We start from the raw sequence: 21,363 nt of genomic DNA on the forward strand, positions 1-21,363 counted from the left end.
TCTTCCTCCCCCGCCCCCTTTTGTGCGTGCGGGCGACACCCCCCCCCCCCCCGCCACATCGGGGCCGCTTCAGGTCAGGAGCGCGCCCGCCGGACTCAGGAGTTCAACCGCTCCGCAGCGGCGTCGATGCGCTCGTCGGTGGCGGTCAGCGCCACGCGCACGTGGTTGCCGCCGGCCGGGCCGTAGAACGTGCCCGGCGCCACGAGGATGCCGCGCTCGGCCAGCCACGCGACGGTGTCCAGCGCCGGTTCGCCGCGCGTGGACCAGAGATACAGCCCGGCCTCGGAGTGGGAAATTTCGAAACCGTTGTCCTGCAGCGCTTTCCGCAACACGAGCCGGCGGCGCAGGTAACGCTCGCGCTGCGCGGCCACGGCCTCGTCGTCGGTCAGGCCGGCCACCATGGCCTCCTGCACCGGCCGCGGCACGATCATCCCGGCGTGCTTGCGGATCTCCAGCAGCTGATTGACCAGCCGGGGATCGCCGGCGATGAACCCGGCGCGGTAGCTCGCCAGGTTCGCCGACTTCGACAGCGAGTGCACGGCCAACAGTCCGTCGAGCCGTCCACCGTGGACAGACGGGTGCAGCACCGACACGGGCTCGGCGTCCCAGCCGAGCGAGAGGTAGCACTCGTCCGACGCCACGATCACGTCGCGCTCACGCGCCCACTCCACGACCTTGCGCAGGTGCTCGACCCCGAGCACCTTGCCAGTCGGGTTTGACGGCGAGTTGAGCCAGATCATGGCCGGACGACGCGGCCCGAGCTGTGTGAGCCCGTCCGCGCGGATCACGTCGGCGCCGGCCAGCAGCGCGCCCACCTCGTAGGTGGGGTACGCCAGCTCGGGGATCACCACGGTGTCACCCTGACCGAGGCCGAGCAGCCGCGGCAGCCAGGCCACGGCTTCCTTCGACCCGATCGTCGGCAGCACCGCGTCGGGCTCGAGACCCTCCACGCCGTAGCGCCGGCCCAGCGCCTCCACCGCGGTGGTCCGCAGCGCGGGCGTGCCGTGAGTGGCCGGGTAGCCCGGGATCTCCGAGACCGACGCCAACGCGTCACGGATCCCGGCTGGAACCGGGTCCACGGGCGTGCCGACGGAGAGGTCGACGAGCCCACCGGGATGCGCCTGTGCGCGGGCCTTGACCTCGGCGAGCGAATCCCAGGGAAAGTCGGGCAGCGGGCGGGTCGTCATTCGCCCTGCGGGGGCAGTGCCTTGATGAAGGCGGGGTCGTGGCTGGTCTTGCCGACCTTGGAGGCACCACCGGGTGAGCCCAGCGCGTCGAAGAAGTCGACGTTGGCCTTGGTGTAGTCGGACCAGTTGTCGGGGACGTCGTCCTCGTAGTAAATCGCCTCGACCGGGCAGACCGGTTCGCAGGCGCCGCAGTCGACGCACTCGTCGGGGTGGATGTACAGCATCCGCTCGCCCTCGTAGATGCAGTCCACGGGGCACTCGTCGATACACGCCTTGTCGAGCACGTCGACGCAGGGCTCGGCGATCACGTAGGTCACTGCGTACTCCTGCTTTTCTCTGCTTAGCCAGTCCCTGCGGACATTACGCGCTTCTCGAGGCACCGGTAGTGCTTAGGCAACCCTTAGCCATACCCCTGGTATGGGGCCGAATGTCCCGCTCAGCGGTCCCGGCGGCGGGGCTTCGGGGCGTTGCGTGCGTCGCCGGTGATGGTGAAGCCCGGGCCGGCGGGCTTGGTGTCGCCCTCGCGCTTCTCCTTGAGAGTGCGTTCGAAACCGTCGGCGATCTCGTCGACCAGGTCGTCGTTGTGCTTGTCGTCCCTGCGCACGTAGCTCATCGGGTCTCCCTGCGAAAATGGGGTGCCGCCTCAAGCACAATCTAACCGTGAACGGCTCGGAAATGCTCGAACTCGTGTGCTCGCGGGCGTGGTCCCCGGTGGTCGACGAACCCCTCGGCGACTGGCGCCTGCGCTGGGCCGACGGCTTCACCGGGCGCGCCAACAGCGCACTCGCCGTGGGTGATCCCGGCCGGAGCGTGGCCGTCGCGTTGAAGGCCGTCTGTGACTTCGCCCACGATCGAGGGATCCCACCCGTCGTCCAGGTGATCCAGGACAGCGCCACCGAGCATGAGGTGGCCGCCGCGGGCTGGCGTGAGTGGACCGAACACGCCGCGGGCTACCAGGTGTCGGTGCTCGTCGGGCCGCTGCCGGCCGGGCCCGCGCAGGACGCGGAGATCCTCGACGAGCCGACCCCGGCGTGGTGGGAGCTGGCTGCCGACAACCCCTCGCCGGGCGCGGCCGAACGCCACGTGCTGAGCACGGGCAAGGTGGGTTATGGCGTGGTCGACGTGGACGACGCTGCCGGCGTCACTGCCGGAGCCGTGCGCGGTGCCGTTGTGGACGGGTGGCTGCACGTGTCACGGCTGGCCGTGCGGCCGGAGTTCCGCCGGCGTGGGCTGGCGTCGGTCCTCATGTTCGCGCTGGCCGGCTGGGGCCGCGCGCACGGCGCGGAGAGGTGGGTGTTGCAGGTGTCGGTGGGCAATGAAGGCGCGTTGAAGCTGTATTCCGCGCTCGGCTGTACGGAGCACCACAGGTACCGCTACTGGGGCCCCGGTGCCTGGGCGTGCGAGGATCCGCAGTCGTGAAGATCGTCGTACTGGTCGGCGGAGTCGGTGGCGCGCGCTTCCTGCTCGGCGTGAAGACCGCACTCGGGATGCCCGCGATCGGCGAGCCGGAGAACCCGTCCCCGAACGAGGTCACGGCGCTGGTGAACACCGGTGACGACGTGTGGATGCACGGCCTGCGCATCTGCCCGGACCTCGACACCTGCATGTACACCCTCGGCGGTGGCATCGACACCGAACGCGGCTGGGGCCACGCGGGCGAGACGTGGGTCGTCAAGGAGGAGCTCGCCGCGTACGGCGCCGAGCCGACATGGTTCGGGCTGGGCGACAAGGACATCGCGACGCACCTGATCCGCTCGCGGATGCTGCGCGCGGGCTACCCGCTCTCGGCCGTCACCGAGGCGCTGTGCGACCGTTGGCGCCCGGGCGTACGGCTGCTGCCGATGTCGGACGACCGCGTCGAGACCCACGTCGTGATCGACGACCCCGACCAGCCGGAGCAGCAGAAGGCGATCCACTTCCAGGAGTGGTGGGTGCGCTACCGCGCCGACCGCCCGGCGCACTCGATCGTCTCGGTCGGCGCCGACGAGGCCAAGCCCGGGCCGGGGGTGCTCGAAGCGCTGGGCGAGGCCGACCTGGTGCTGTTCGCGCCGTCGAACCCGGTGGTGAGCGTCGGCACGACGCTCGGGGTGCCGGGCGTGCGTGAAGCGCTGCGCAAGTCGAAGGCCAAGGTCGTGGGCATCTCGCCGATCATCGGCGGCAAGGCGCTGCGCGGCATGGCCGACGCGTGCCTCACGGCGATCGGCGTGGAGACCTCCGCCGAGGCCGTCGGCCGGCACTACGGCGCCCGCTCCGACGGCGGCGTGCTGGACGGCTGGCTCGTCGCCGAGGAGGACCACGACGTGACGGTGCCGGGTGTCGACGTGCGCGCGGTGCCGCTGCTGATGTCCGATGTGGACGCGACCGCCGCGATGGTGCGGGCGGCCTTCGATGTTGCGGGAGTTTCCGGTGTCTGATTCGGCCAAGCCTGAGTTCAGCGATCACGCCTCGGCGAAGGTAGAGATCCTGCCCGTGACCGGGCTGCCCGAGTTCCGGCCCGGCGACGACCTCACCGGTGCCATCGTCGCGGCCGCGCCGTGGCTGCGGTCCGGTGACGTCGTGGTGGTGACGAGCAAGGTGTTCTCGAAGGTCGAGGGCCGGCTCGTGCGCGTACCGAGCGACCCGGAGGCCCGCGACGCGGCGCGGCGGGAGCTGATCGACCAGGAGACGGTGCGGGTCGTCGCGCGGGTGGCGCGCACGGTGATCACGGAGAACCCGCTGGGGATCGTGCAGGCCGCGTCGGGGATCGACGCGTCCAACGTGCAGGGCGACGAGGTGGCGCTGCTGCCCGCGGACCCGGACGCCTCGGCACTCGCGCTGCGCGGCGGGCTGCGGGAACGGCTGGGTGTCGAGGTCGCCGTGGTCGTCACGGACACGATGGGCCGCGCGTGGCGCGTCGGGCAGACCGACGCGGCGATCGGCGCTTCGGGACTGCGCGTGCTCCACGCGTACGCGGGGCAGATCGACTCACAGGGCAACGAGCTGGCCGTCACGGAGATCGCGGTGGCCGACGAGCTCGCCGCTGCCGCGGACCTGGTGAAGGGCAAGCTCGGCGGCCTGCCGGTGGCGGTCGTGCGCGGCCTGCAGCTCACCGACGACGGCTCCACGGCCCGGAACCTGATCCGCCCCGTCGACGAGGACCTGTTCCGCTTGGGCACCAACGAAGCGCTGGCGCAGGGGCGGCGCGAAGCCGTGCCGCACCGGCGTTCCGTGCGCACGTTCTCCGATGCGCCTGTGGATCCGGCGGTGGTCCGGCGTGCGGTCGCGGCGGCGCTGACCGCGCCCGCACCGCACCACACGCACCCCGTGCGGTTCGTGTGGCTGCGCGACGCCGGGTTGCGCACGAAGCTGCTGGACGCCATGCGCGAATCGTGGCGCGCGGACCTTTCGAGTGACGACTTCACGCCCTCGCAGGTCGAGAAACGCTTGTCGCGCGGCGACATTCTGTACCGCGCGCCCGAGGTCGTGATCCCGTTCCTCGTGCCCGAGGGCGCCCACACCTACCGCGACCAGCGCCGCAACGACTGTGAGCACACGATGTTCACGGTCGCCGCCGGTGCCGCGGTGCAGGGTCTGCTGGTCGCGTTGGCGGCGGAGGACCTGGGCTCGTGCTGGATCGGGTCGACGATCTTCGCGGCCGACCTCGTGCGGTCGACGCTGGGCCTGGACTCGCGCTGGGAACCACTGGGCGCCGTCGCGATCGGGCACCCGCTGGAGACGCCGCCCGTGCGTTCGCCGGGCGAGCCGGGAGAAGGGCTTGTCGAGCTGTGAACTTGCATGCGGACGCCGTGGAGACGCTCACGGCTTGGGCCCCCGGGGCGAAGTCCCAGGAGGCACTGCGCCAGGCGTTCCTCGGTTTTCTGGCCTCGCGCGAGGACACTGTGCAGCGCTCGTGCGAGGCGGGGCACCTCACGGCGTCGGCCGTGGTCCTCGACTCGACCGGTACGCAGGTGCTGCTGACACTGCACCCGCGGGTGGGCCGCTGGGTGCAGCTGGGTGGACACTGCGAGCCGTCGGACCCGTCGGTCGTCGCCGCTGCGCTGCGCGAGGCGACGGAGGAGTCGGGCATGACCGGCCTGGAGATCGGCGCCGAGCCGGTGCACCTCGACGTCCACCCGATCACGTGCTCCCTCGGCGTGCCGACGCGGCACTTCGACGTGCGCTACGCGGTCCGCGCGCCGGCGGGGGCTCTTCCCGTCCGCAGCGATGAGTCCGACGACCTGCGCTGGTGGCCCGTCGACGCCCTGCCCGCTGGGTCGGAGGATTTGGCCGAACTCGTCAACGCGGCCGTTTCGTCCCGTTAGGGTGGCGGGCATGCCCCTGGTGCCCGCCAACCCGCACATCCACACCGGCGACGGCGGTTTCGTGAGCGGCTGGGTCGTGGCCGTGGGGTTCGGGGTGGCGATCGTGCTGGTCGTGGTGGGTGTGATCGTCAGCCTGCGCAGGAAGCGCCGGCGTTAGGGAGGTTCCGCGGTGACCGTGAGCTACGACAGCGCCTCTTCGGTGCCGCCGTTCGAGCAGGTGCGCTCGTCGATCGCCACGCAGATCAACGACGGCGCGCTCGCCGTCGGCACCAAGCTCCCCACCGTCCGGGCGCTGGCCTCGGACCTGGGCGTCGCCCCGAACACCGTGGCGCGCGCCTATCGGGAACTCGAGGAAGCCGGCCTCATCGAAACGCGCGGGCGGGCCGGGAGTTTCGTGGGGACCTCGGGGGACGAGTCGCGTTCGCGGGCCCAGGCGGCGGCTGCCGATTATGCGGCCGCCACGCGGCAGCTGGGGCTGTCGACGGACGAGGCGCTGGCCATCGTGACGGCCGCGCTGCGCTGACCGTCTCGGTTTCGGCCGGCCCCTGACGGCGGGTCCCCCTACGATGGCGTTGGCCTGTGGCTTCTGGCCGCTGGCCGGGGAGAGGGGATTTCGTCGTGAACGCCATTCAGCCATGGCATCTCATCATCTTGTTGCTGCCGGCGGGCATCGTCGTGGCGGGCGTGGCGGGCGTTCGGGCTTCGAAGAAGCGGCGTCAGCAGCCAATTCCGCCGCTGTGGCAACAGCTCGGGTATCCGCCGGGCCCCGGCTTTCCGCAACAGCAGCCTCCGGCGCCCGGCCAGTACCCGCGCCAGCCGTACCCGCCCCCACCAGGTCAGCAATCGCCGTCCGGATTCGGGTACTGAAAGGAGATTCAGCCGCCGTGTCACGTTATGTGCTCCCAGCGCTGTTGATCATCGTGCTGGTGGTCATCCTCGTGCTGAAGTTCACCGTCGGGCGGAAGCCGAAGCAGCAGCCTGGTCCGCAGTACCCGCCGCAGCAGCAGTACCCGCCGCAGCAGTTCGGGCAGCAACCGCCGATGCAGCCTGGGCAGTACCCGCAGCAGCCTGGACACCTCGGGCAACAGCCAGGTCGATATCCGCCGCAGGGATATCCCGCGCAGCAGGGGCAGCCGAATCAGCAGGCTGCGCAGAACTGGCAGCCCTATCCCGCACCGCAGCAGCCCGGACAGCCAGGCCGGCAACAGCCGAACCACCGGCCAGGCCAGGGTCAGCAGCCGCCGCGGTAGGTCACATCGCGCGGTAGTCGCGGAGTTCGATGCGGGGCCCGAAGCGCGGTGCGCGGGCCCCGCCGATCTCCAGATACCGGATGGCGCGCTGGCGTTGCGGGGCGTAGGGCGCGAGGAGCTCGGCCATGACCTCGTCGTCGATGCGGCGGCCGAGGAGCGTGTGGCCGACCATCGAAGGGATGTTGTAGTCGCCGAAGCTGACGGCGTCCGGGTCGCCCCAGGCGCGTTGGGCGATTTCGGCGGCGGTCCACACGCCGATGCCGGAGACCTTGCGCAGCAGGGCCCGCCCCTCGGAACCCCGCAGTGTTACGGCTTCCTCCAGCCGAGGAGCCACGCACGCGGCGTTGATCAATGCCGTCCGGCGTTTGAGGTCCACACCGATGCGATGCCAGTTCCAGTCCACAATGGATCGGATCGCGACCGGCGAAGGCGGCACACGCAGCGAAGCAGGCCCCGGGCCCGGCGCGGGCGTGCCGAACCAGCGGCACAGCTCGGCCCACGACCGGATCGCCTCCTTGCCCGAGACCTTCTGCTCCAGCACCGCCAGCACGAGCGAGTCCCACACGCGCCGCGTCGAGCCGAGGCGCAGGCCGGGTGCGTCGTGGCGCGCGCGGGCGACCACGGGGTGGTGCGCGACGAAGCCGGAGTCGTCATCCTCTGCGCCCAGCAACGCCGGCACGCCGTCGAGCAGGAACTCCGCGCCGGGGCCCCACGCCTCGGCCTCGACGACCCCGTCGGGCCGGCGCAGCAGAGCCAGCGTGCCCTCTCCGGACGGCGTGTTGGCGGCCAGCCACCAGACGCCACGTTCGCTGCGGAAGTTCAGTGAACCGCGCCCACGGCTGAGCGGGCCGAGCACTGTGGCCAGGTCCACGGGGAAGGGTGGTCGCCACTCGATCATGCGTCGCTCGAGAACCGGATGCCGCCGTCGGGCAGGGTGACGCCGGGCCAGACGCGGGCACCGTCGAGGAGCTCGCAGCCCGCGCCGACGGACGCGCCGTCGCCCAGGATCACGCCACGCAGCACGGCGCCCGACCCGACGAACGCGCCGCGGCCCAGTACCGAACGCTCCACAGTGGCCCCGGCCTCGACCACGGCTTCGTCGAACACGACCGAACCGTCGACCGTCACACCGTCGCCGATCACGGCCTTCCCGCCGACCGTCGTCCCGCCCGTCAGCTGAGCCGACGAAGCCACGGAAGCGCCGTCGAGCACCAGCGACTCGCCGGTCGGGCCCGCCAGCGCGGACGTCGGCGCGATGCCGCGCACGAGGTCCGCGCTGCCGCGCACGAACGCCTCCGGCGTGCCGACGTCGAGCCAGTACGAGGAGTCGACAAAGCCGTGCAGGTGTGCCCCGGCTTCGAGGAGCCCGGGGAACGTCTCACGCTCCACCGACACGCGGCGGCCCGCCGGGATGGTCTCGACCACCGAGCGGCGGAAGACGTAGCAGCCCGCGTTGATCTGGTCCGTCGGCGGGTTGGGCGTCTTCTCGAGGAAGGCCTGCACGCGGCCGTGCTCATCCGTGGGGACGCAGCCGAAGCGGCTCGGGTCGGGCACGCGCTGGAGGTGGAGGGTGACGTCGGCGCCGGTGTCCACATGGGTCTGGAGCTGGTGGCGCAGGTCGGCGCCGGAGAGGATGTCGCCGTTGAAGATGATCGCGTGGTCCGCGCGCAACCGGTCGTACACGTTGCGGATGGCACCGCCGGTGTCGAGTGGCTCGTCCTCGACCACGTACTCGAGTTCGAGGTCGAGGGCCGCCCCGTCGCCGAAGTACTCCTCGAAGACTTCGGCGCGGTAGGACGTGCCGAGCACGACGTGGCGGATCCCGGCCGCGCGAATTCGCGAGAAGAGGTGACTCAAGTAGGGGCTGCCGGCCGTCGGCAACATCGGCTTCGGCGCGGACAGGGTGAGCGGCCGCAGGCGGGTGCCCTTGCCCCCGACCAGCACGACGGCGTCGACCTCGAGCTCGGACGTCACAGAAAACTCCTCTTGTATCACGCACCGCTGAGCGACAAGCCGTGGGAAACGCTGACGGCTGCGCCCCCGAGGGCCTACCCTAGACAGGAAACAGGTGGGCCTTTCCCCAGAGGCCCCGGGTCAGTCGGGAGGCCGAGGGGATGGACCCCCGCGATCGCGCGGACGCTTTGCTCGCACGCGCACGTTCCCGCGGCGCCTTCGTGGTGACGCCGGACAACATGACGTCGCCGATGGACGCCTCCAACACGCAGCAGATCCCGAGATCCGTGGTCTCGGAGCTCGACCAGCAGGATCCCGACACGACGACGCAGCTGCCGGCGTCGTTGATCGAGGAGAATGACGAGCACCCGCTGGCGAAGCCGAGCACGACCACGCCGCTGGAGGTGCCGGCCGCGCAGGTGACCACGCCGCTGGTGCCGCGTCCTCAGGCCGCGCCCGTGCCGAGTCCCCTGCGGGAACCCGCCGAGGAAGAGCTGACCGGGCTGGTGCCGACGATCAAGCAGAGCAGCGGCCGGTCGAACCTCTCGCGGCGTCTCGACGGGCTGTGATCAGGCTCCTTCGAGCTTGACGCGCACGGCCAGCCCGAGCTTCACCGCCGCCAGCACGGGCTTCCACAGCACGCCCTGGTGCCGGTCGGCGAGGTAGCGGTAGGCGCTGGCGTGGTGCGCGCGCAGCATCTTCTTCGACACGCGCGCCGTCGACACGCCGCCGATGTGCATCACGCTCGACGAGGGCGCGTAGACGTTCAGCCAGCCGGCCTTCGCCAGCCGATCGCCGAGGTCGACGTCTTCGAAGTACATGAAGTAGCGCGTGTCGAAGCCGCCGACCGAGTCGAACGCCTCGCGCCGGAACAGCTGGCACGAGCCGCTGAGCCACTCGGACGTGCGCTCCTGCGGCGTGGCGTTCTCCTGGCGGTACTGGCGCGTCCAGGGGTTGCCGGGCCAGACCTTCGAGAACACGGCGTGCCCGATCCCCCGCCCGAACGAGGGCAGAAGACGCGCGGACGGGTAGACGGTCCCGTCGAGGTCGTGGATCAACGGCCCGAACGCGCCCCCGCGCGGCCACCGCTGGGCAACCTCGAGCAGCGCGTCCAGCGACCCCGGCTCCCACTCCAGGTCGGGGTTGACCACCACGACCCACCCGTAGCTGTCGTCGAGCGCCGCCACGCCGCGGTTGGCGGCCGTGCCGTACCCGACGTTCTCGCCGATGCTGACCAGCTCGACGTTCTCGCGCTCCGCCGCCTTCTCGGGCCCGCCGTCCGTGGAGGCGTTGTCCGCGATCACCACGCGGACGTCCCGGTCGGTCGCCTTTTCCAGCGTGTCGAGGAACTTCTCGAGCATGTCGCCGGGGAAGTAGGTCACGGTCACGACGGCCAGATCGTCGCCGTAGCTGCGCTGCTCAGTCACGGCACTCATTGTCCCCCGCTCACACACGGCTACGGCCATGCATCGACCCCGTCACCCAGGGTGAGGTTCGGAGGGCCGGTCCCCCTTCGAAGCCAACTCATCGATCACATGGCCGAACAGGCAGCACCTGGCAGCCGTCAGCGCGTTCGGCGGTGCCGGTCCCACGCCTTCTCGTACGCCTCGCGGTGACGTTCCGCCGTCGTGGCCCAGGAGAAGTCCTTGGCGCGCCGCTGGGCGGCCGCGGACAGGAAGGCGCGGCGGGACGGGTCGGCGAGGAGTTCGGTGATCGCGGCGGCCACGTCGCCCGCACCGACGCCGCAGTAGGCGACGGCGTCGCCGCCGACTTCCGGTAGCGACAGGCGGCGGGTGGTCAGGACGGCGGCGCCGCAGGCCATGGCCTCGAGCACGGGCAGGCCGAAACCCTCGCCCAGGGACGGGTAGGCGACCAGTTCGGCCCCGCCCAGGAAGCCCGCGAGAGTCCCGAAGTGCAGGTACCCGGCGCGGATCACGCGCAGGCGGTGGGGCACGGCGTCCAGCGCGCGTTCGACCTGGGTGTCCCAGCCCGGCTGGCCGGCGAGCACCAGAGCGGGCGCGTCCGGCCGACCGGCGACAGCCCGGGCGTAGCCGCGGATCAGGGCCGGCACGTTCTTGCGCGGCTCCAACGCCCCGAGGAACGCGATGTACGGCGTCCGCCCGATGCCGACGGCCGCGCGCGCCGCGGCGATCTTCTCGGGGGACGGCGGGTGAAAGCGTTCCGAGTCCACCCCGTGGTGGATGATTTCCAGTTCCGCGTGTCGCACGGGGGTCACGCGGCCCAGCTCCAGCGCCGTCGCCTGGCTCGGGACGACGCACAGCGTCGCGCGGCGCAGGGCGGCCACGGTCCACGCGCGGAAGAACCGCGCCTTCACCGACGAGTGCAGCACGGGGTCGGTGAAGAACGTCGCGTCGTGCAGCGTCACGACCGAAGCCACACCGCTCGCGAGGGGCATCGTGTAGTGCGGCGAGTGCACGACGTCGGCTGCCAGCTTTCGGACGAGCCGGGGCAATGTCGCCTGTTCCCAGGTCAGGCGGGCTGTGCGGGTGGACGTCGCGGGCGACGCGGGCACAACGCGCGCGCCGGGGGCGAGCCGGTCGTACAGCGACAGGTCACGGGGCTGGCACACGACCGTCAGCCGCGCACCATCCTGGTCCAACGCCGCGACGAGCGAGTCCACGTACCGGCCGACGCCACCCCGATCCGCGGGCACCGCGGTCGCGTCGATCAGCACACGGGGATCACCGGTCACGTGAGCAGAGTACGGCGATCACCCTGCGCGCTGGTGAGGAACCGACGAACTGTGCGGTCTGCTGTGTTGTTCGCCTCGGCTCCGCCGAGGCGGCGAGATCGCCGCAAGCCGGCTTCTTCCCTCCCGATCTCACACGGCCCGTGGGCCGTGCGAGATCGCTCAGTCCGGAGGCCGGTGTGATCTCGCACGCAGGTCAGGTTCGCTGCCCAGGCTCAGGCGGTGCCGAGAGGGAGGTCGCGCGCCGGCCGCCGGCACCACCCACGCGGAGTAGTGGGAAACCGATGCTGGGGTCCGGCAGCAGCTCACGTAAGGCGCTCACGCAGAGCGACGGCCCGCACCGCACCGGCACCCAGCCGACTGCGCGCGCCGTCATCCCACTCACCTCCGTCGCCAGCGCTCGATTCACGTCCAGCAACGGTCCTTGCGCATCAGCACCCAGCCGAGCCCACCGCCGGCACCCAGCCGACTCGAGCGACCCGGCCCGTGATCACGTCCGCTTCCGGTGCGCCGCCCACACCGCCTCCGCCGCAGCGCGCCACGTGAACTCGCGCGCGCGGTCGCGGCCCAGCCGCACCAGTTCCGCTGCGCGCGCCGGCGACCCGAGCACCTCGCGCAGCCCCGCGGCCAGCGCCACCGCGTCACCTCGCGGAACGACCACCCCCGCCCCGCCGGCGACCTCTACCAGAGCCGGCACGTCGGTGTGCACCACGGGGACCCCGGAAGCCATCGCCTCCAGAACCGGCAGCCCGAAGCCCTCCGCCAAGCTGGGCACCGCCAGCACGCGCGCGCCGCGCAAGGCCGTGGCCAGTTCCGCGTCCGTGACCTTGCCCAGCACGTGCACGTCCGTCAGCCCGCGCGAAGCGGCGAGCGCGACCGGGTCGATGCCGCCCCAGCCGGGCTGGCCGGCGAGTACCAAGGCCACATCTCCAACGGCGGCGACGGCGTCCACCAGCACGTCGATGCCCTTGCGCGGCTCGATGGTCCCCACCGCGAGCACGTACTTCGAAGGCAGGTCCAGCACCGCCTCGCCCTGAGGAACCGTGACACCGTGGGGCACCACGCGCACCGGCGCCGTCACGTCCACCAGCACGGCCAGCTCGTCGGCCACCGCCCGCGTCGGCACGATCAAGGTCGACGCCCGACGCGCCGCCCGCGCGATCATCGACCGGTGCCAGCTCACGCCGCGAGCGGTCAGGGTCTCGGGGTGGGTCCACGGCACGGTGTCGTGCACGGTCACGGTCAGCGTCTTGCCCGCGGGCGGGCGCGGCGGGGCGAACGGCGTCGGCGCGTGCACCGCGTCGCCGCCCGGCCACCACCGCACGCCCAGCTGCCACAGCCCGACCAGGGCGCGCGGCGGCACCGGGAGCACACGCGGGCCCTCGACACCTTCGAACTCGATGGACGACACAACTGCGTCTGCTCTGTGGCGCGCGACCACGCTCGACACCGTCCAGCCCGGCGGCGCGGTGCGCGCCAGCGCGGGCAGCAGTTCGGCGGTGTACCGGCCCGTACCACCCGGGACGGGGGCGAGCAGCTGCTCGGCGAGCACTACCAGTTCGGGCACGCCGCTATTCTCACCCAGGTGACCAGCGCGGAAACCGGCAGCACCGTCGTCGTGGTCACCTGGCGTGGCGCGGCTCACGTCGAAGCTTGCCTCGACGCCCTCGCCGCCCAGACGCGTCCACATCGGACGCTTGTGATCGACAACGCCTCCGACGACGGCACTGCGGCCCTCCTGAGCAGCCACCCGTCGAAACCGCAGGTCATCCGGCTCAGGCGCAACACGGGCTACGCGGGTGCGATGGCGGTGGCCCTCGACCACACGACAACCGCGCACATGGCCTGGCTCAACGACGACGCAGCCCCCGAACCCACCTGGCTCGCCGAACTCGAAGACACCCTCGACGAACAACCGCTCGCCGCCGCCGTCACGAGCCGCCTGGAGCTGGCCGACGGCACCACCCAGTCGACCGGCGTCCGCCTCACCGCCGACGGCCACGGCGCCGACCTCACCGAATCCGTCGACGAGGTCTTCGGCTTCTGCGGCGGCGCCGCGCTCCTGCGGACCGATGCCGTGCGCGCCGTCGGCGGCGTCCCCGCGAGCTTCTTCTGCTACTACGAGGACACCGACACCGCGTGGCGCCTGCGCCTCGCCGGCTGGCACGTCGTCTCGGCCCCCGAAGCCCGCGTCCGCCACCTCCACGGCGCGAGCACCAAACCCGGCTCTCCCCGGTTCCACCGCTGGAACGAACGCAACCGCCTGCTCATGCTCCTGCGCTGCGCCCCGGCCGCGATCGCCGTGCGCGAAATCGTCCGCTTCGCCCTGATCACCGCGCTGCTCCCCCTCCGCCGCACCAAGCCCGACGCCGCCAACTTCCACGTCGGCCTCCGCGCTCGCGTGCTGGCCGAAGTGACCATGAGACTCCCCGCCGCCCTGCGCGCCCGCAGACGCACAGGCGAGATCACCACCCTCGGCCGAGGGGCGATCTGGGACGCCTGGGCGGGCCTTTAAGCTGGGCAAGGCCCGACATCACGGACAGGAGCTCGTTTTGGCGCTGGGGGAACCGCAACCGCTCGTCTCGGTGATCGTGGTGAACTACCGTGGTGCCGAAGACACGATCACCTGCCTTCGCGCACTGTCGGCCGACCTGGACTACGAGCACCTCGAGCTGATCTGCGTCGAGAACGCCTCCGGTGGCGACGACGCCGAGCGCATCCGCGCAGCCGTGCCGGATGTGAAGTTGATCGAGTCGCCCGTGAACAGCGGCTTCGCCGGGGGCTGCAACCTCGGCGCGAAGCACGCGGGAGGCACCGTCCTCGCGTTCCTCAACAACGACGCCCGCCCGGCGCCCGCGTGGGTCTCCGCGGCCGTCGCGGAGCTGCAGGCGCAGCCGACCGTCGCGGCGGTGGCCAGCAAGGTCGTCGACTGGGACGGCACCGGCACCGACTTCGTCGACGCGGGCCTGACCTGGTTCGGCATGGGCTACAAGCGCCACGCGGGCAGCCCGCTGGCCGACGTGCCCGAGGCCGAGCGCGACGTCGCCAAGGACGTGCTCTTCGGCACCGGCTCGGCGATGTTCGTGCGCGCCTCCGTGTTCGCCGAGCTCGGCGGGTTCGACGAACGATTCTTCATGTTCTACGAGGACGTGGACCTCGGCTGGCGGCTGAACCTGCGCGGCTGGCGCGTGCGCTATGTACCGGAATCGCTGGCGTACCACCGCCACCACGGCACCATGTCGGCCCTCGACGCACCCGAGACCGGCCGCGAGACCTTTCTGCTGGAACGCAACGCGCTCGCCGCCCTGTACAAGAACCTCTCCGACGAGTCGCTGGCCAAGGCCCTGCCCGCGGCGCTCGCGCTGGCCGTCCGGCGCGCCACCGCCCGCGGCGGGCTGGACCCCGAGCAGCTGAACCTCGAAAAGGGCGTCGGCCCGGTCGAGACGGGTGACCTCGCGGTGGCGCGGACCACGGTCGCGGGTGTGCTGGCGATCGACCGGTTCGTGGAAATGATGCCGTCGCTGGCCGAGTCCCGCGCCGCGGAGCAGGCCGCCCGCGTGCGCACCGACGCCGACCTGCTTCCTTTGCTGCGCAAGGCTTTGGAGCCCGCGTATCCCCTGCCGGACTACCTGCGCGCCCATGACATCCTCGTGGCGGCCTTCGGCATCGAGGGCGTGTTCGGGCAGCGCCGCAAGATCCTCGTGCTGACGGGCGACTCGATCAGCGAGCGCATGGCCGGCCCGGCGATCCGCGCGTGGAACATCGCCGCCACGCTCGCCGCCGAGCACGAAGTGCACCTGATGACCACCAACCCGCTGCTCTCGCCGCCGGCCGCGGCGTTCCGCATCAGCTCGGGGAAGTTCCGGGACCTGGACGGCCCCATCGAGTGGGCCGACGTGATCATCCTGCAGGGCCACGTGCTGGAGCTCGCCCCGACGCTGAAGAAGCAGCACGCGAACAAGATCGTGGTCGCCGACGTCTACGACCCCATGCACCTGGAACTGCTGGAGCAGGGCAAGGGCGTGGCCGACGACCAGCGCGCGCTCGACCTCGCGGGTGTCACGAAGGTCCTCGACGCACAGCTGGAGCGCGCCGACTTCTTCCTCTGCGCTTCGGAGCGGCAGCGCCACTTCTGGCTGGGCCACCTCGCCGCGCTGGGCCGGCTCTCGCCGCGGCTCTACGACGCCGACCCGACCACGCAGTCGCTGCTGGCCGTGGTCCCGTTCGGCCTCTCGCCGCAGGAACCCGTGCGCACCGGACCCGGCCTGCGCGCGTCGCTGGGCCTCGGCGAGTCCGACCGCGTGGTGCTGTGGGCCGGCGGCGTGTACAGCTGGTTCGACCCGCTCACACTCATCCGCGCGATGGATCTGCTCCGCCAGAACCGGGACGACGCGCGGCTCGTGTTCCTGGGCATGAAGCACCCGAATCCCGAAGTCGCCGAGATGGACATCGGCGCGCGCACCATCCGGCTGGCCGACTCGCTGGGCCTCACCGACAAGCACGTGTTCTTCAACGAGCAGTGGGTGCCCTACGGCGAGCGCCAGAACTGGCTGCTCGACGCCAACTGCGGCGTGACCACGCACTACGAGCACGTCGAGACCACGTTCGCCTTCCGCACGCGCGTGCTCGACTACCTGTGGGCGGGCCTGCCGATCGTCACCACGGACGGCGACGCGTTCGCCGACCTCGTCCGCACCGAGCGGCTCGGAGTCGTCGTGCCGGCCGAAGACGCGGAGGCGCTGGCGGCCGCGCTGGAGAAGTCGCTGTACGACGAGGAGTTCGCGGCCGGCTGCGTCGAGCGAATCGCGGAGGTCGCGCGCCGTTACGCGTGGCCGGAGGCGCTGAAGCCATTGGTGGAGTTCTGCCGCGACCCGCGGCCCGCCGCCGACCGGCTGCCGGGCACCGCGGACCTCACGACCACCGCCCCTGTTCGCGGCACGGCGCTGGTTCGCCGAGACGTCGACCTCGTCCGCGAGTACCTGGCGCAGGGCGGCCCGAGCGAGCTGGCCCGCCGCGTCGGCGGCCGCGTCGTGAAGGTCGCCCGGCAACGGTTGCGCCGTGGCTGACCGACCGTTGCGCGTGCTGCTCGACGGCACCCCGCTGCTCGGCTCCCGCACGGGCATCGGCCGTTACACGGCGGCGCTGAGCGAGGAACTGGCGTCGATGTCCGAAGTGGACCCCCGCGCGGTGGCGTTCACGCTGCGCGGCTGGCGAAAGCTGCGCGGCGTCCTGCCCCATGGCGCACGGGCTCGCGGTATGCCGGTGCCCGCGCGGCTGTTGCGGCGCGCGTGGCTGCGTTCCGAGCTCCCGCCGGTCGAGCTGTTCGCGGGCCCCACCGACGTCGTCCACGGCACCAACTTCGTCCTCCCCGGCCGCCTGCGCGCCGCCGGCGTGCTGACCATCCACGACCTGGCCTTCCTCGACGAACCCGGCGAGCTCGCGCCATCCGACCGGACGCTGCCGGAGCTGGTGCGCCGCGGCGCCCGCCGCGCCGACGTGATCTGCACTCCCACCGCGGTCGTCGCGGACTCGGTCGCCGAACGGCTCGATGTCTCCCGGGACAAGATCGTCGTCACCCCGCTCGGCGTGAACCCGGCGTGGTTCACCGCGCGTCCGCCGGACGACGGCCAGCGCGCGAAGCTCCGCCTGCCCGAGAAGTACCTGCTGTTCGCCGGCGCCGCCGGGCCGCGCAAGGGCCTCGACTGGCTGGGCCGCACGCACGCGTCGGCACCCGATCTGCCGCCGCTGGTCTTCGCCGGGCCGGGTCCGTTCCCGCGGCTGCCGCGCTCCGGGCAGACGGGTTATCTGTCCGATGTGGACCTCAGGACCGTGGTCGCCGGGGCTGCCGCGTTGGTGCTGCCGTCACGCGACGAGGGCTTCGGGCTGCCGGTGCTGGAGGCCATGGCGTCCGACGTGCCCGTGGTCTGCACGGACATTCCGGCGCTGCGGGAAGTGGCGGGTCCGTGTGCGACGCTCGTGCCCTACGACGACGTCGACGGTTTGGCAACGGCCTTGCGGCAAGCAGTGCTCGATCCCCACGCGACGGCCACGTCCACGGCCCGCCGCACGCACGCCGCCGGCTTCACCTGGCGCAACTGTGCGACGTTGACCGTCGAGGCCTACCGCCGGGCCGCCGACCGCTGAACCGCCGGTGCGGGCGCACGCTGCGTGCGCCCGCACGAGTCAGCTCCGGAAGTACTCCGCCAACGCCTCGCGCCACGGCCGCAACGGCGTCAACCTCGCGTCGCGCCAGGACGCGTTGGACAGCACCGAATACGCGGGCCGCGGCGCCGGCCGCGGGAACTCTTCGGTCGTACACGGCCGCACCCGCTCGGGATCCGCGCCGATCTCCTCGAAGATCGCCTTCGCGAACCCGCACCACGTCACCTCGCCCCCGCCGGTGCAGTGCAGCACGCGCGACGACGGACCCTCGCCGGCCGCGATCCGCCCGGCCAGCTCCACCAGCCCACCGGCCAGGTCCGCGGACCACGTCGGCGACCCGACCTGGTCGTCCACCACGGTCAGCTGGTCCTTCTCGCCGGCCAGCCGCTGGATGGTCTTGACGAAGTTGGCCCCGCTCTTGCCGTAGACCCAGCTCGTCCGCACCACCCAGGCCGACGCGCCGGACCCGAGCACCGCGTCCTCGCCGGCCGCCTTGGTCCGCCCGTACGCGCTCTTCGGCCCCAACTGGTCCGTGACCTCGTACGGCCGCGAAGCGTCACCCGGGAACACGTAGTCCGTGGACACGTGCACCAACGGCACCCGCCGCGACGAGCACACCGCGGCGAGCACCCGCGGCCCGTCGGCGTTCACCCCGAACGCGCGGACCTCGTCCTGCTCGGCCGCGTCGACCGCCGTGTAGGCCGCCGCGTTCACGACCACCGGGGCCGCACCCGAGGCGGCGGCGCGGGAAACCAGCGCGTTGAGCGCCCCGACCACCTCGCCGGCCGAGCGGAGATCCAGCTCCGCCGAAGCCGGCGCGACCACCTCCACCTCGGGACCCGCGAGCGCTGCCAGGTCGCGGCCGAGCTGGCCGGAACCGCCGGGGACGAGCAGAGCGAGCCGCACCGTCTTACCTCCACACGAAAAACTTCACGAGCACGAAAAAAGTTCAGGATGTCCCGAGCGCGGCGCGGCCCTTCAGCGGCTCCCACCACGCGCGGTTGTTGGCGTACCAGCGCACCGTACCCGCCAGACCGTCCTCGAAGGACACCCGCGGAGCGTAACCGAGCTCGGAGCTGATCTTGGTGATGTCGACGCTGTAGCGCCGGTCGTGGCCCTTGCGGTCCTCCACGGGCTCCACGCGCTCCCAGCCGACGCCCGCCGCGTCGAGCAGCCGCCCGGTCAGCTCGCGGTTGGTGAGCTCCGTGCCACCGCCGATGTTGTAGATCTCGCCGGCCCGCCCGCCGTCGGCGACGAGCTGGATGCCGTGGCAGTGGTCGTCGACGTGCAGCCAGTCGCGCACGTTCAGGCCGTCGCCGTAGAGGGGCAATTTCAGTCCGTCGAGGAGGTTGGTGACGAAGACCGGGATGACCTTTTCAGGGAACTGGTACGGGCCGTAGTTGTTCGAGCACCGCGTGATGCACACGGGCAGCCCGTGTGTGCGGAAGAAGGAGCGCGCGATCAGGTCCGAGGACGCTTTCGACGCCGAGTACGGCGAATTCGGCTCCAGCACGTGGTCTTCCGACCACGAACCGTCCGCGATGGACCCGTAGACCTCGTCGGTGGACACGTGTACGAACTTGCCGACGCCCGCCTCCAGGGCGGCCTGCAGCAGCGTCTGGGTGCCCAGCACGTTGGTGAGCACGAAGTCGGCCGAGCCAAGGATCGAACGGTCCACATGCGACTCCGCAGCGAAGTGCACCACCAGGTCGACGCCGCGCATCAGGTCCGACACCAGGGGGGCGTCGCAGATGTCGCCGCGGACGAACCGCAGGCGGGGACTGTCGGCGACCGGGTCGAGGTTCGCCTCGTTGCCGGCATACGTGAGCTTGTCCAGCACCACGACCTCGGCGTCACGCAGCGTCGGGTAGGCACCCGAAACCGCCTGCCGGACGTAGTGCGATCCGATGAACCCCGCACCGCCCGTGACCAGGACTCGCATCCTTCTCCACCCTTCGTGCCCGCTTCTCGTGCCCGACCGGGCAATCCGACCACCAGACTACGGATGACTCACACGAGACTCGGTAGAGTCTCCCGGAGGCACTCCGGTGCCCACGGGGGCATCGGTGGGGGAGGAATGCGTGACCGAGTGGCCTGGGTCTCCGCCGCCGTTGCAGCGGGTACCGGCAGCGCGCGGCCGCGGTGTGCTCGTGGGGCTGCGCCGCGGTGGCAAGGTCGTGCTCTCGATCCTCTCGATCGTGATCCTGGCGCTGACCTGGTACGGCTGGCAGTTCATCGGCGACCCGCAGGCCGGGTTCACGACCACGCAGATCTTCGACCAGCCCGAGGCGCACGCCAAACCGCTCGACGGCGCCATCGACATCCTCCTCGTGGGCCAGGACAGCCGCACCGACGCGCAGGGCAACCCGCTGCCGCGCGAGGTGCTCGACATGCTCCACGCCGGCATCGCGGACGGTGAAAAGCAGACCGACACGATGATCCTGGTGCACATTCCCCAGAACGGGCAGCACGCGGTCGCGATCTCGTTCCCGCGCGACTCGTGGGTGGAGATCACCGGCGGCTTCGGCAAGCACAAGCTCAACAGCGCGTATGTGTACGCCTACAACGACACGTTCAAGACGCTGCAGCACCGGGGCGCCACCGACCTCAAGGACGTCGACGAGAAGTCCAAGGTGGCCGGTCGCAAGAACCTTGTCGCCACGCTGGAGAAGTTCATCGGCAAGCCGGGCATGATCGACCGCTTCGCCGAGGTGAACCTCGCGAGCTTCTACGAGATCACGAAGGCCATCGACGGCGTGGACGTGTGCCTGAACAAGGCCGTGAAGGAGCAGAAGTCCGGCGTGGACCTGCCGGCGGGCCGCCAGAGCATCTCGGGCGTGCAGGCGCTCGCGTTCGTGCGCCAGCGCTACGGCCTGCCCAACGGCGACCTCGACCGCATCGCGCGCCAGCAGGCGTTCCTCTCGGGCCTGGCCAACAAGGTCCTCTCCGGCGACGTGCTGACCAACCCGGCCAAGATCGCGCAGCTCGTGGCCGCGGTGAAGAAGTCCGTGGTGCTTTCCGAGGGCTGGGACCTCACCGAGTTCGCGGAGCAGATGCGCGGCCTGACAGGCGGCAACGTCGAGTTCCACACCATCTCCACGCAGGGCAACGCGGTGATCGGCGGCGCTGACGTGCTGCGCGTCGACCCGGCCCAGGTACAGGCTGAGGTCGACCGGCTCACCTCCGACGGCACGCCCGACACCCCCACCTCGACGCCCGCCGCCCTGCCCGGCGCCGGTGCCGTCACGGTCGAGCTGTTCGACGGCAGCGGCGCCGACGTCGCCACGCAGACCCACACCTTGTTGCAGGGCAAGGGCTTCAACCTCGCAGGCGACACCAAGCTGTCCAACCGGTCGAGCACGGTGATCCGCTACAACCCGGCCGACGACGCCGCGCTCGCGCTGGTCCGCCAGGCCCTCGGCGGCGATCTCGAGGCCGAGCCGGACTCCGACGTCACCGCCGGGCACGTGCGCGTGCTGCTGGGCACGGACCGCCGCGGCGCCGGTGCCGGGTCGGGGTCGACGGTCACGACCACCCCGACGAAGCCGAGCGCGCCGGCCGCGCCACCCGCTCCGCCGATTACGGCCGGCAGAGTGCCCTGCGTCAACTAGAGTCGGGCACTCAGCGTGGCGGCCGGGGGTGGCCTCTAGGCTGGGCTATGGGGAGGTACGTGGGGTGGACGAGAACGAGGACAAGCCGGAACGGGCCGAGAGCCCGGAGCCGTCGGAGCCGTCACTGCCGTCTTCAGAAGAGGCCGTCGAGCCGGCCGCGGCTGACGAGACTCCGGATTCGGACACGGA

At 71.5% G+C, this 21,363-nt stretch carries 23 protein-coding genes; 13 read left to right on the forward strand and 10 right to left on the reverse strand.

Going from position 1 to position 21,363, the window contains the following annotated elements; translation table 11 throughout:
- Positions 1–95: 95 nt before the first annotated feature.
- The 3 genes from dapC to AB0F91_RS12185 all read right to left on the reverse strand — a co-directional run bounded on the left by dapC (position 96) and on the right by AB0F91_RS12185 (position 1,800).
- Positions 96–1,187, reverse strand: coding sequence for a succinyldiaminopimelate transaminase (gene dapC, locus AB0F91_RS12175; protein WP_360597114.1), 1,092 nt, complete (start codon positions 1,185–1,187; stop codon positions 96–98).
- Entirely contained in the window at positions 1,184–1,504 is a 321-nt protein-coding gene (gene fdxA / locus AB0F91_RS12180; protein ID WP_360597115.1) for a ferredoxin, read from the reverse strand. The genes dapC and fdxA overlap by 4 nt, the downstream gene beginning before the upstream one ends.
- A gap of 119 nt (positions 1,505–1,623) precedes the next feature.
- Entirely contained in the window at positions 1,624–1,800 is a 177-nt protein-coding gene (locus AB0F91_RS12185; protein WP_220246383.1) for a hypothetical protein, read from the reverse strand.
- A gap of 47 nt (positions 1,801–1,847) precedes the next feature.
- Here AB0F91_RS12185 and AB0F91_RS12190 point away from each other — a divergent pair, with 47 nt between their 5' ends.
- From AB0F91_RS12190 to AB0F91_RS12225, 8 genes are all read left to right on the forward strand, one after another.
- Positions 1,848–2,606, forward strand: a complete 759-nt coding sequence (locus AB0F91_RS12190) for a GNAT family N-acetyltransferase (RefSeq protein WP_360597117.1) — start codon at positions 1,848–1,850, stop codon at positions 2,604–2,606.
- Positions 2,603–3,601, forward strand: coding sequence for a 2-phospho-L-lactate transferase (gene cofD / locus AB0F91_RS12195; protein WP_360597118.1), 999 nt, complete (start codon positions 2,603–2,605; stop codon positions 3,599–3,601). Before AB0F91_RS12190 ends, cofD begins: the two co-directional genes overlap by 4 nt.
- The gene (locus AB0F91_RS12200) at positions 3,594–4,955 is read left to right on the forward strand and encodes a coenzyme F420-0:L-glutamate ligase (RefSeq protein WP_360597120.1); all 1,362 of its coding nucleotides are present in this window, start codon (positions 3,594–3,596) and stop codon (positions 4,953–4,955) included. Before cofD ends, AB0F91_RS12200 begins: the two co-directional genes overlap by 8 nt.
- Complete coding sequence (locus tag AB0F91_RS12205; protein ID WP_360597122.1) at positions 4,952–5,488, forward strand: NUDIX hydrolase; 537 nt, start codon at positions 4,952–4,954, stop codon at positions 5,486–5,488. The genes AB0F91_RS12200 and AB0F91_RS12205 overlap by 4 nt, the downstream gene beginning before the upstream one ends.
- A gap of 10 nt (positions 5,489–5,498) precedes the next feature.
- Complete coding sequence (locus AB0F91_RS12210) at positions 5,499–5,645, forward strand: hypothetical protein (protein ID WP_220246378.1); 147 nt, start codon at positions 5,499–5,501, stop codon at positions 5,643–5,645.
- Positions 5,646–5,657: 12 nt separating this feature from the next.
- Complete coding sequence (locus tag AB0F91_RS12215; RefSeq protein WP_360597123.1) at positions 5,658–6,011, forward strand: GntR family transcriptional regulator; 354 nt, start codon at positions 5,658–5,660, stop codon at positions 6,009–6,011.
- A 95-nt stretch (positions 6,012–6,106) separates the two neighbouring features.
- The gene (locus tag AB0F91_RS12220) at positions 6,107–6,355 is read left to right on the forward strand and encodes a hypothetical protein (protein ID WP_360597125.1); all 249 of its coding nucleotides are present in this window, start codon (positions 6,107–6,109) and stop codon (positions 6,353–6,355) included.
- A gap of 17 nt (positions 6,356–6,372) precedes the next feature.
- Positions 6,373–6,738, forward strand: coding sequence for a hypothetical protein (locus tag AB0F91_RS12225; RefSeq protein WP_360597127.1), 366 nt, complete (start codon positions 6,373–6,375; stop codon positions 6,736–6,738).
- Between the two features lies 1 nt (position 6,739).
- Here the strand turns inward: AB0F91_RS12225 and AB0F91_RS12230 are convergent, their stop codons facing one another.
- Together AB0F91_RS12230 and AB0F91_RS12235 are read right to left on the reverse strand one after the other, a co-directional pair.
- Positions 6,740–7,633, reverse strand: coding sequence for a DNA-3-methyladenine glycosylase 2 family protein (locus AB0F91_RS12230; protein WP_360597791.1), 894 nt, complete (start codon positions 7,631–7,633; stop codon positions 6,740–6,742).
- Positions 7,633–8,712: an NDP-sugar synthase gene (locus AB0F91_RS12235; RefSeq protein WP_360597129.1), complete on the reverse strand. Its 1,080-nt coding sequence runs from the start codon at positions 8,710–8,712 to the stop codon at positions 7,633–7,635. Before AB0F91_RS12235 ends, AB0F91_RS12230 begins: the two co-directional genes overlap by 1 nt.
- Positions 8,713–8,852: 140 nt before the next feature.
- Between AB0F91_RS12235 and AB0F91_RS12240 the strand changes: the two genes are divergently transcribed.
- Positions 8,853–9,260, forward strand: a complete 408-nt coding sequence (locus AB0F91_RS12240; protein WP_285970370.1) for a hypothetical protein — start codon at positions 8,853–8,855, stop codon at positions 9,258–9,260.
- Here the strand turns inward: AB0F91_RS12240 and AB0F91_RS12245 are convergent, their stop codons facing one another.
- From AB0F91_RS12245 to AB0F91_RS12255, 3 genes are all read right to left on the reverse strand, one after another.
- Positions 9,261–10,118, reverse strand: a complete 858-nt coding sequence (locus AB0F91_RS12245) for a glycosyltransferase family 2 protein (RefSeq protein WP_360597130.1) — start codon at positions 10,116–10,118, stop codon at positions 9,261–9,263.
- 137 nt (positions 10,119–10,255) lie between these two features.
- Entirely contained in the window at positions 10,256–11,386 is a 1,131-nt protein-coding gene (locus tag AB0F91_RS12250; RefSeq protein ID WP_360597792.1) for a glycosyltransferase family 1 protein, read from the reverse strand.
- 505 nt (positions 11,387–11,891) lie between these two features.
- Positions 11,892–12,968, reverse strand: coding sequence for a glycosyltransferase family 1 protein (locus tag AB0F91_RS12255; RefSeq protein WP_360597132.1), 1,077 nt, complete (start codon positions 12,966–12,968; stop codon positions 11,892–11,894).
- Between the two features lie 18 nt (positions 12,969–12,986).
- On the opposite strand from AB0F91_RS12255, the gene AB0F91_RS12260 reads away from it, so the two are divergent.
- From AB0F91_RS12260 to AB0F91_RS12270, 3 genes are read left to right on the forward strand one after another with little or no spacing between them, the layout of a single operon-like run.
- Entirely contained in the window at positions 12,987–13,916 is a 930-nt protein-coding gene (locus AB0F91_RS12260; protein WP_360597133.1) for a glycosyltransferase family 2 protein, read from the forward strand.
- Between the two features lie 37 nt (positions 13,917–13,953).
- Positions 13,954–16,467: a glycosyltransferase gene (locus AB0F91_RS12265; RefSeq protein ID WP_360597135.1), complete on the forward strand. Its 2,514-nt coding sequence runs from the start codon at positions 13,954–13,956 to the stop codon at positions 16,465–16,467.
- A complete protein-coding gene (locus tag AB0F91_RS12270) occupies positions 16,460–17,545 on the forward strand; it encodes a glycosyltransferase family 1 protein (protein WP_360597137.1) in 1,086 nt (361 codons plus the stop codon). Before AB0F91_RS12265 ends, AB0F91_RS12270 begins: the two co-directional genes overlap by 8 nt.
- A 39-nt stretch (positions 17,546–17,584) precedes the next feature.
- Here the strand turns inward: AB0F91_RS12270 and rfbD are convergent, their stop codons facing one another.
- Both rfbD and rfbB read right to left on the reverse strand, forming a co-directional pair.
- Complete coding sequence (gene rfbD, locus AB0F91_RS12275) at positions 17,585–18,469, reverse strand: dTDP-4-dehydrorhamnose reductase (protein WP_360597139.1); 885 nt, start codon at positions 18,467–18,469, stop codon at positions 17,585–17,587.
- A gap of 43 nt (positions 18,470–18,512) precedes the next feature.
- Positions 18,513–19,505, reverse strand: a complete 993-nt coding sequence (rfbB, locus tag AB0F91_RS12280) for a dTDP-glucose 4,6-dehydratase (protein ID WP_360597141.1) — start codon at positions 19,503–19,505, stop codon at positions 18,513–18,515.
- A gap of 139 nt (positions 19,506–19,644) precedes the next feature.
- Here rfbB and AB0F91_RS12285 point away from each other — a divergent pair, with 139 nt between their 5' ends.
- Entirely contained in the window at positions 19,645–21,174 is a 1,530-nt protein-coding gene (locus AB0F91_RS12285) for an LCP family protein (protein WP_360597142.1), read from the forward strand.
- Positions 21,175–21,363: the final 189 nt, after the last annotated feature.

It is taken from the genome of Amycolatopsis sp. NPDC023774 (genome assembly GCF_040639695.1).
GTDB lineage: Bacteria > Actinomycetota > Actinomycetes > Mycobacteriales > Pseudonocardiaceae > Amycolatopsis.

Excerpts from the sequence above, each read along its gene's own strand:
- dapC (WP_360597114.1), bottom strand. The coding sequence starts at position 1,187 with ATGACGACCCGCCCGCTGCCCGACTTTCCCTGGGATTCGCTCGCCGAG.
- AB0F91_RS12185 (WP_220246383.1), bottom strand. The coding sequence starts at position 1,800 with ATGAGCTACGTGCGCAGGGACGACAAGCACAACGACGACCTGGTCGAC.
- AB0F91_RS12210 (WP_220246378.1), top strand. The coding sequence starts at position 5,499 with ATGCCCCTGGTGCCCGCCAACCCGCACATCCACACCGGCGACGGCGGT.
- AB0F91_RS12240 (WP_285970370.1), top strand. The coding sequence starts at position 8,853 with ATGGACCCCCGCGATCGCGCGGACGCTTTGCTCGCACGCGCACGTTCC.
- rfbB (WP_360597141.1), bottom strand. The coding sequence starts at position 19,505 with ATGCGAGTCCTGGTCACGGGCGGTGCGGGGTTCATCGGATCGCACTAC.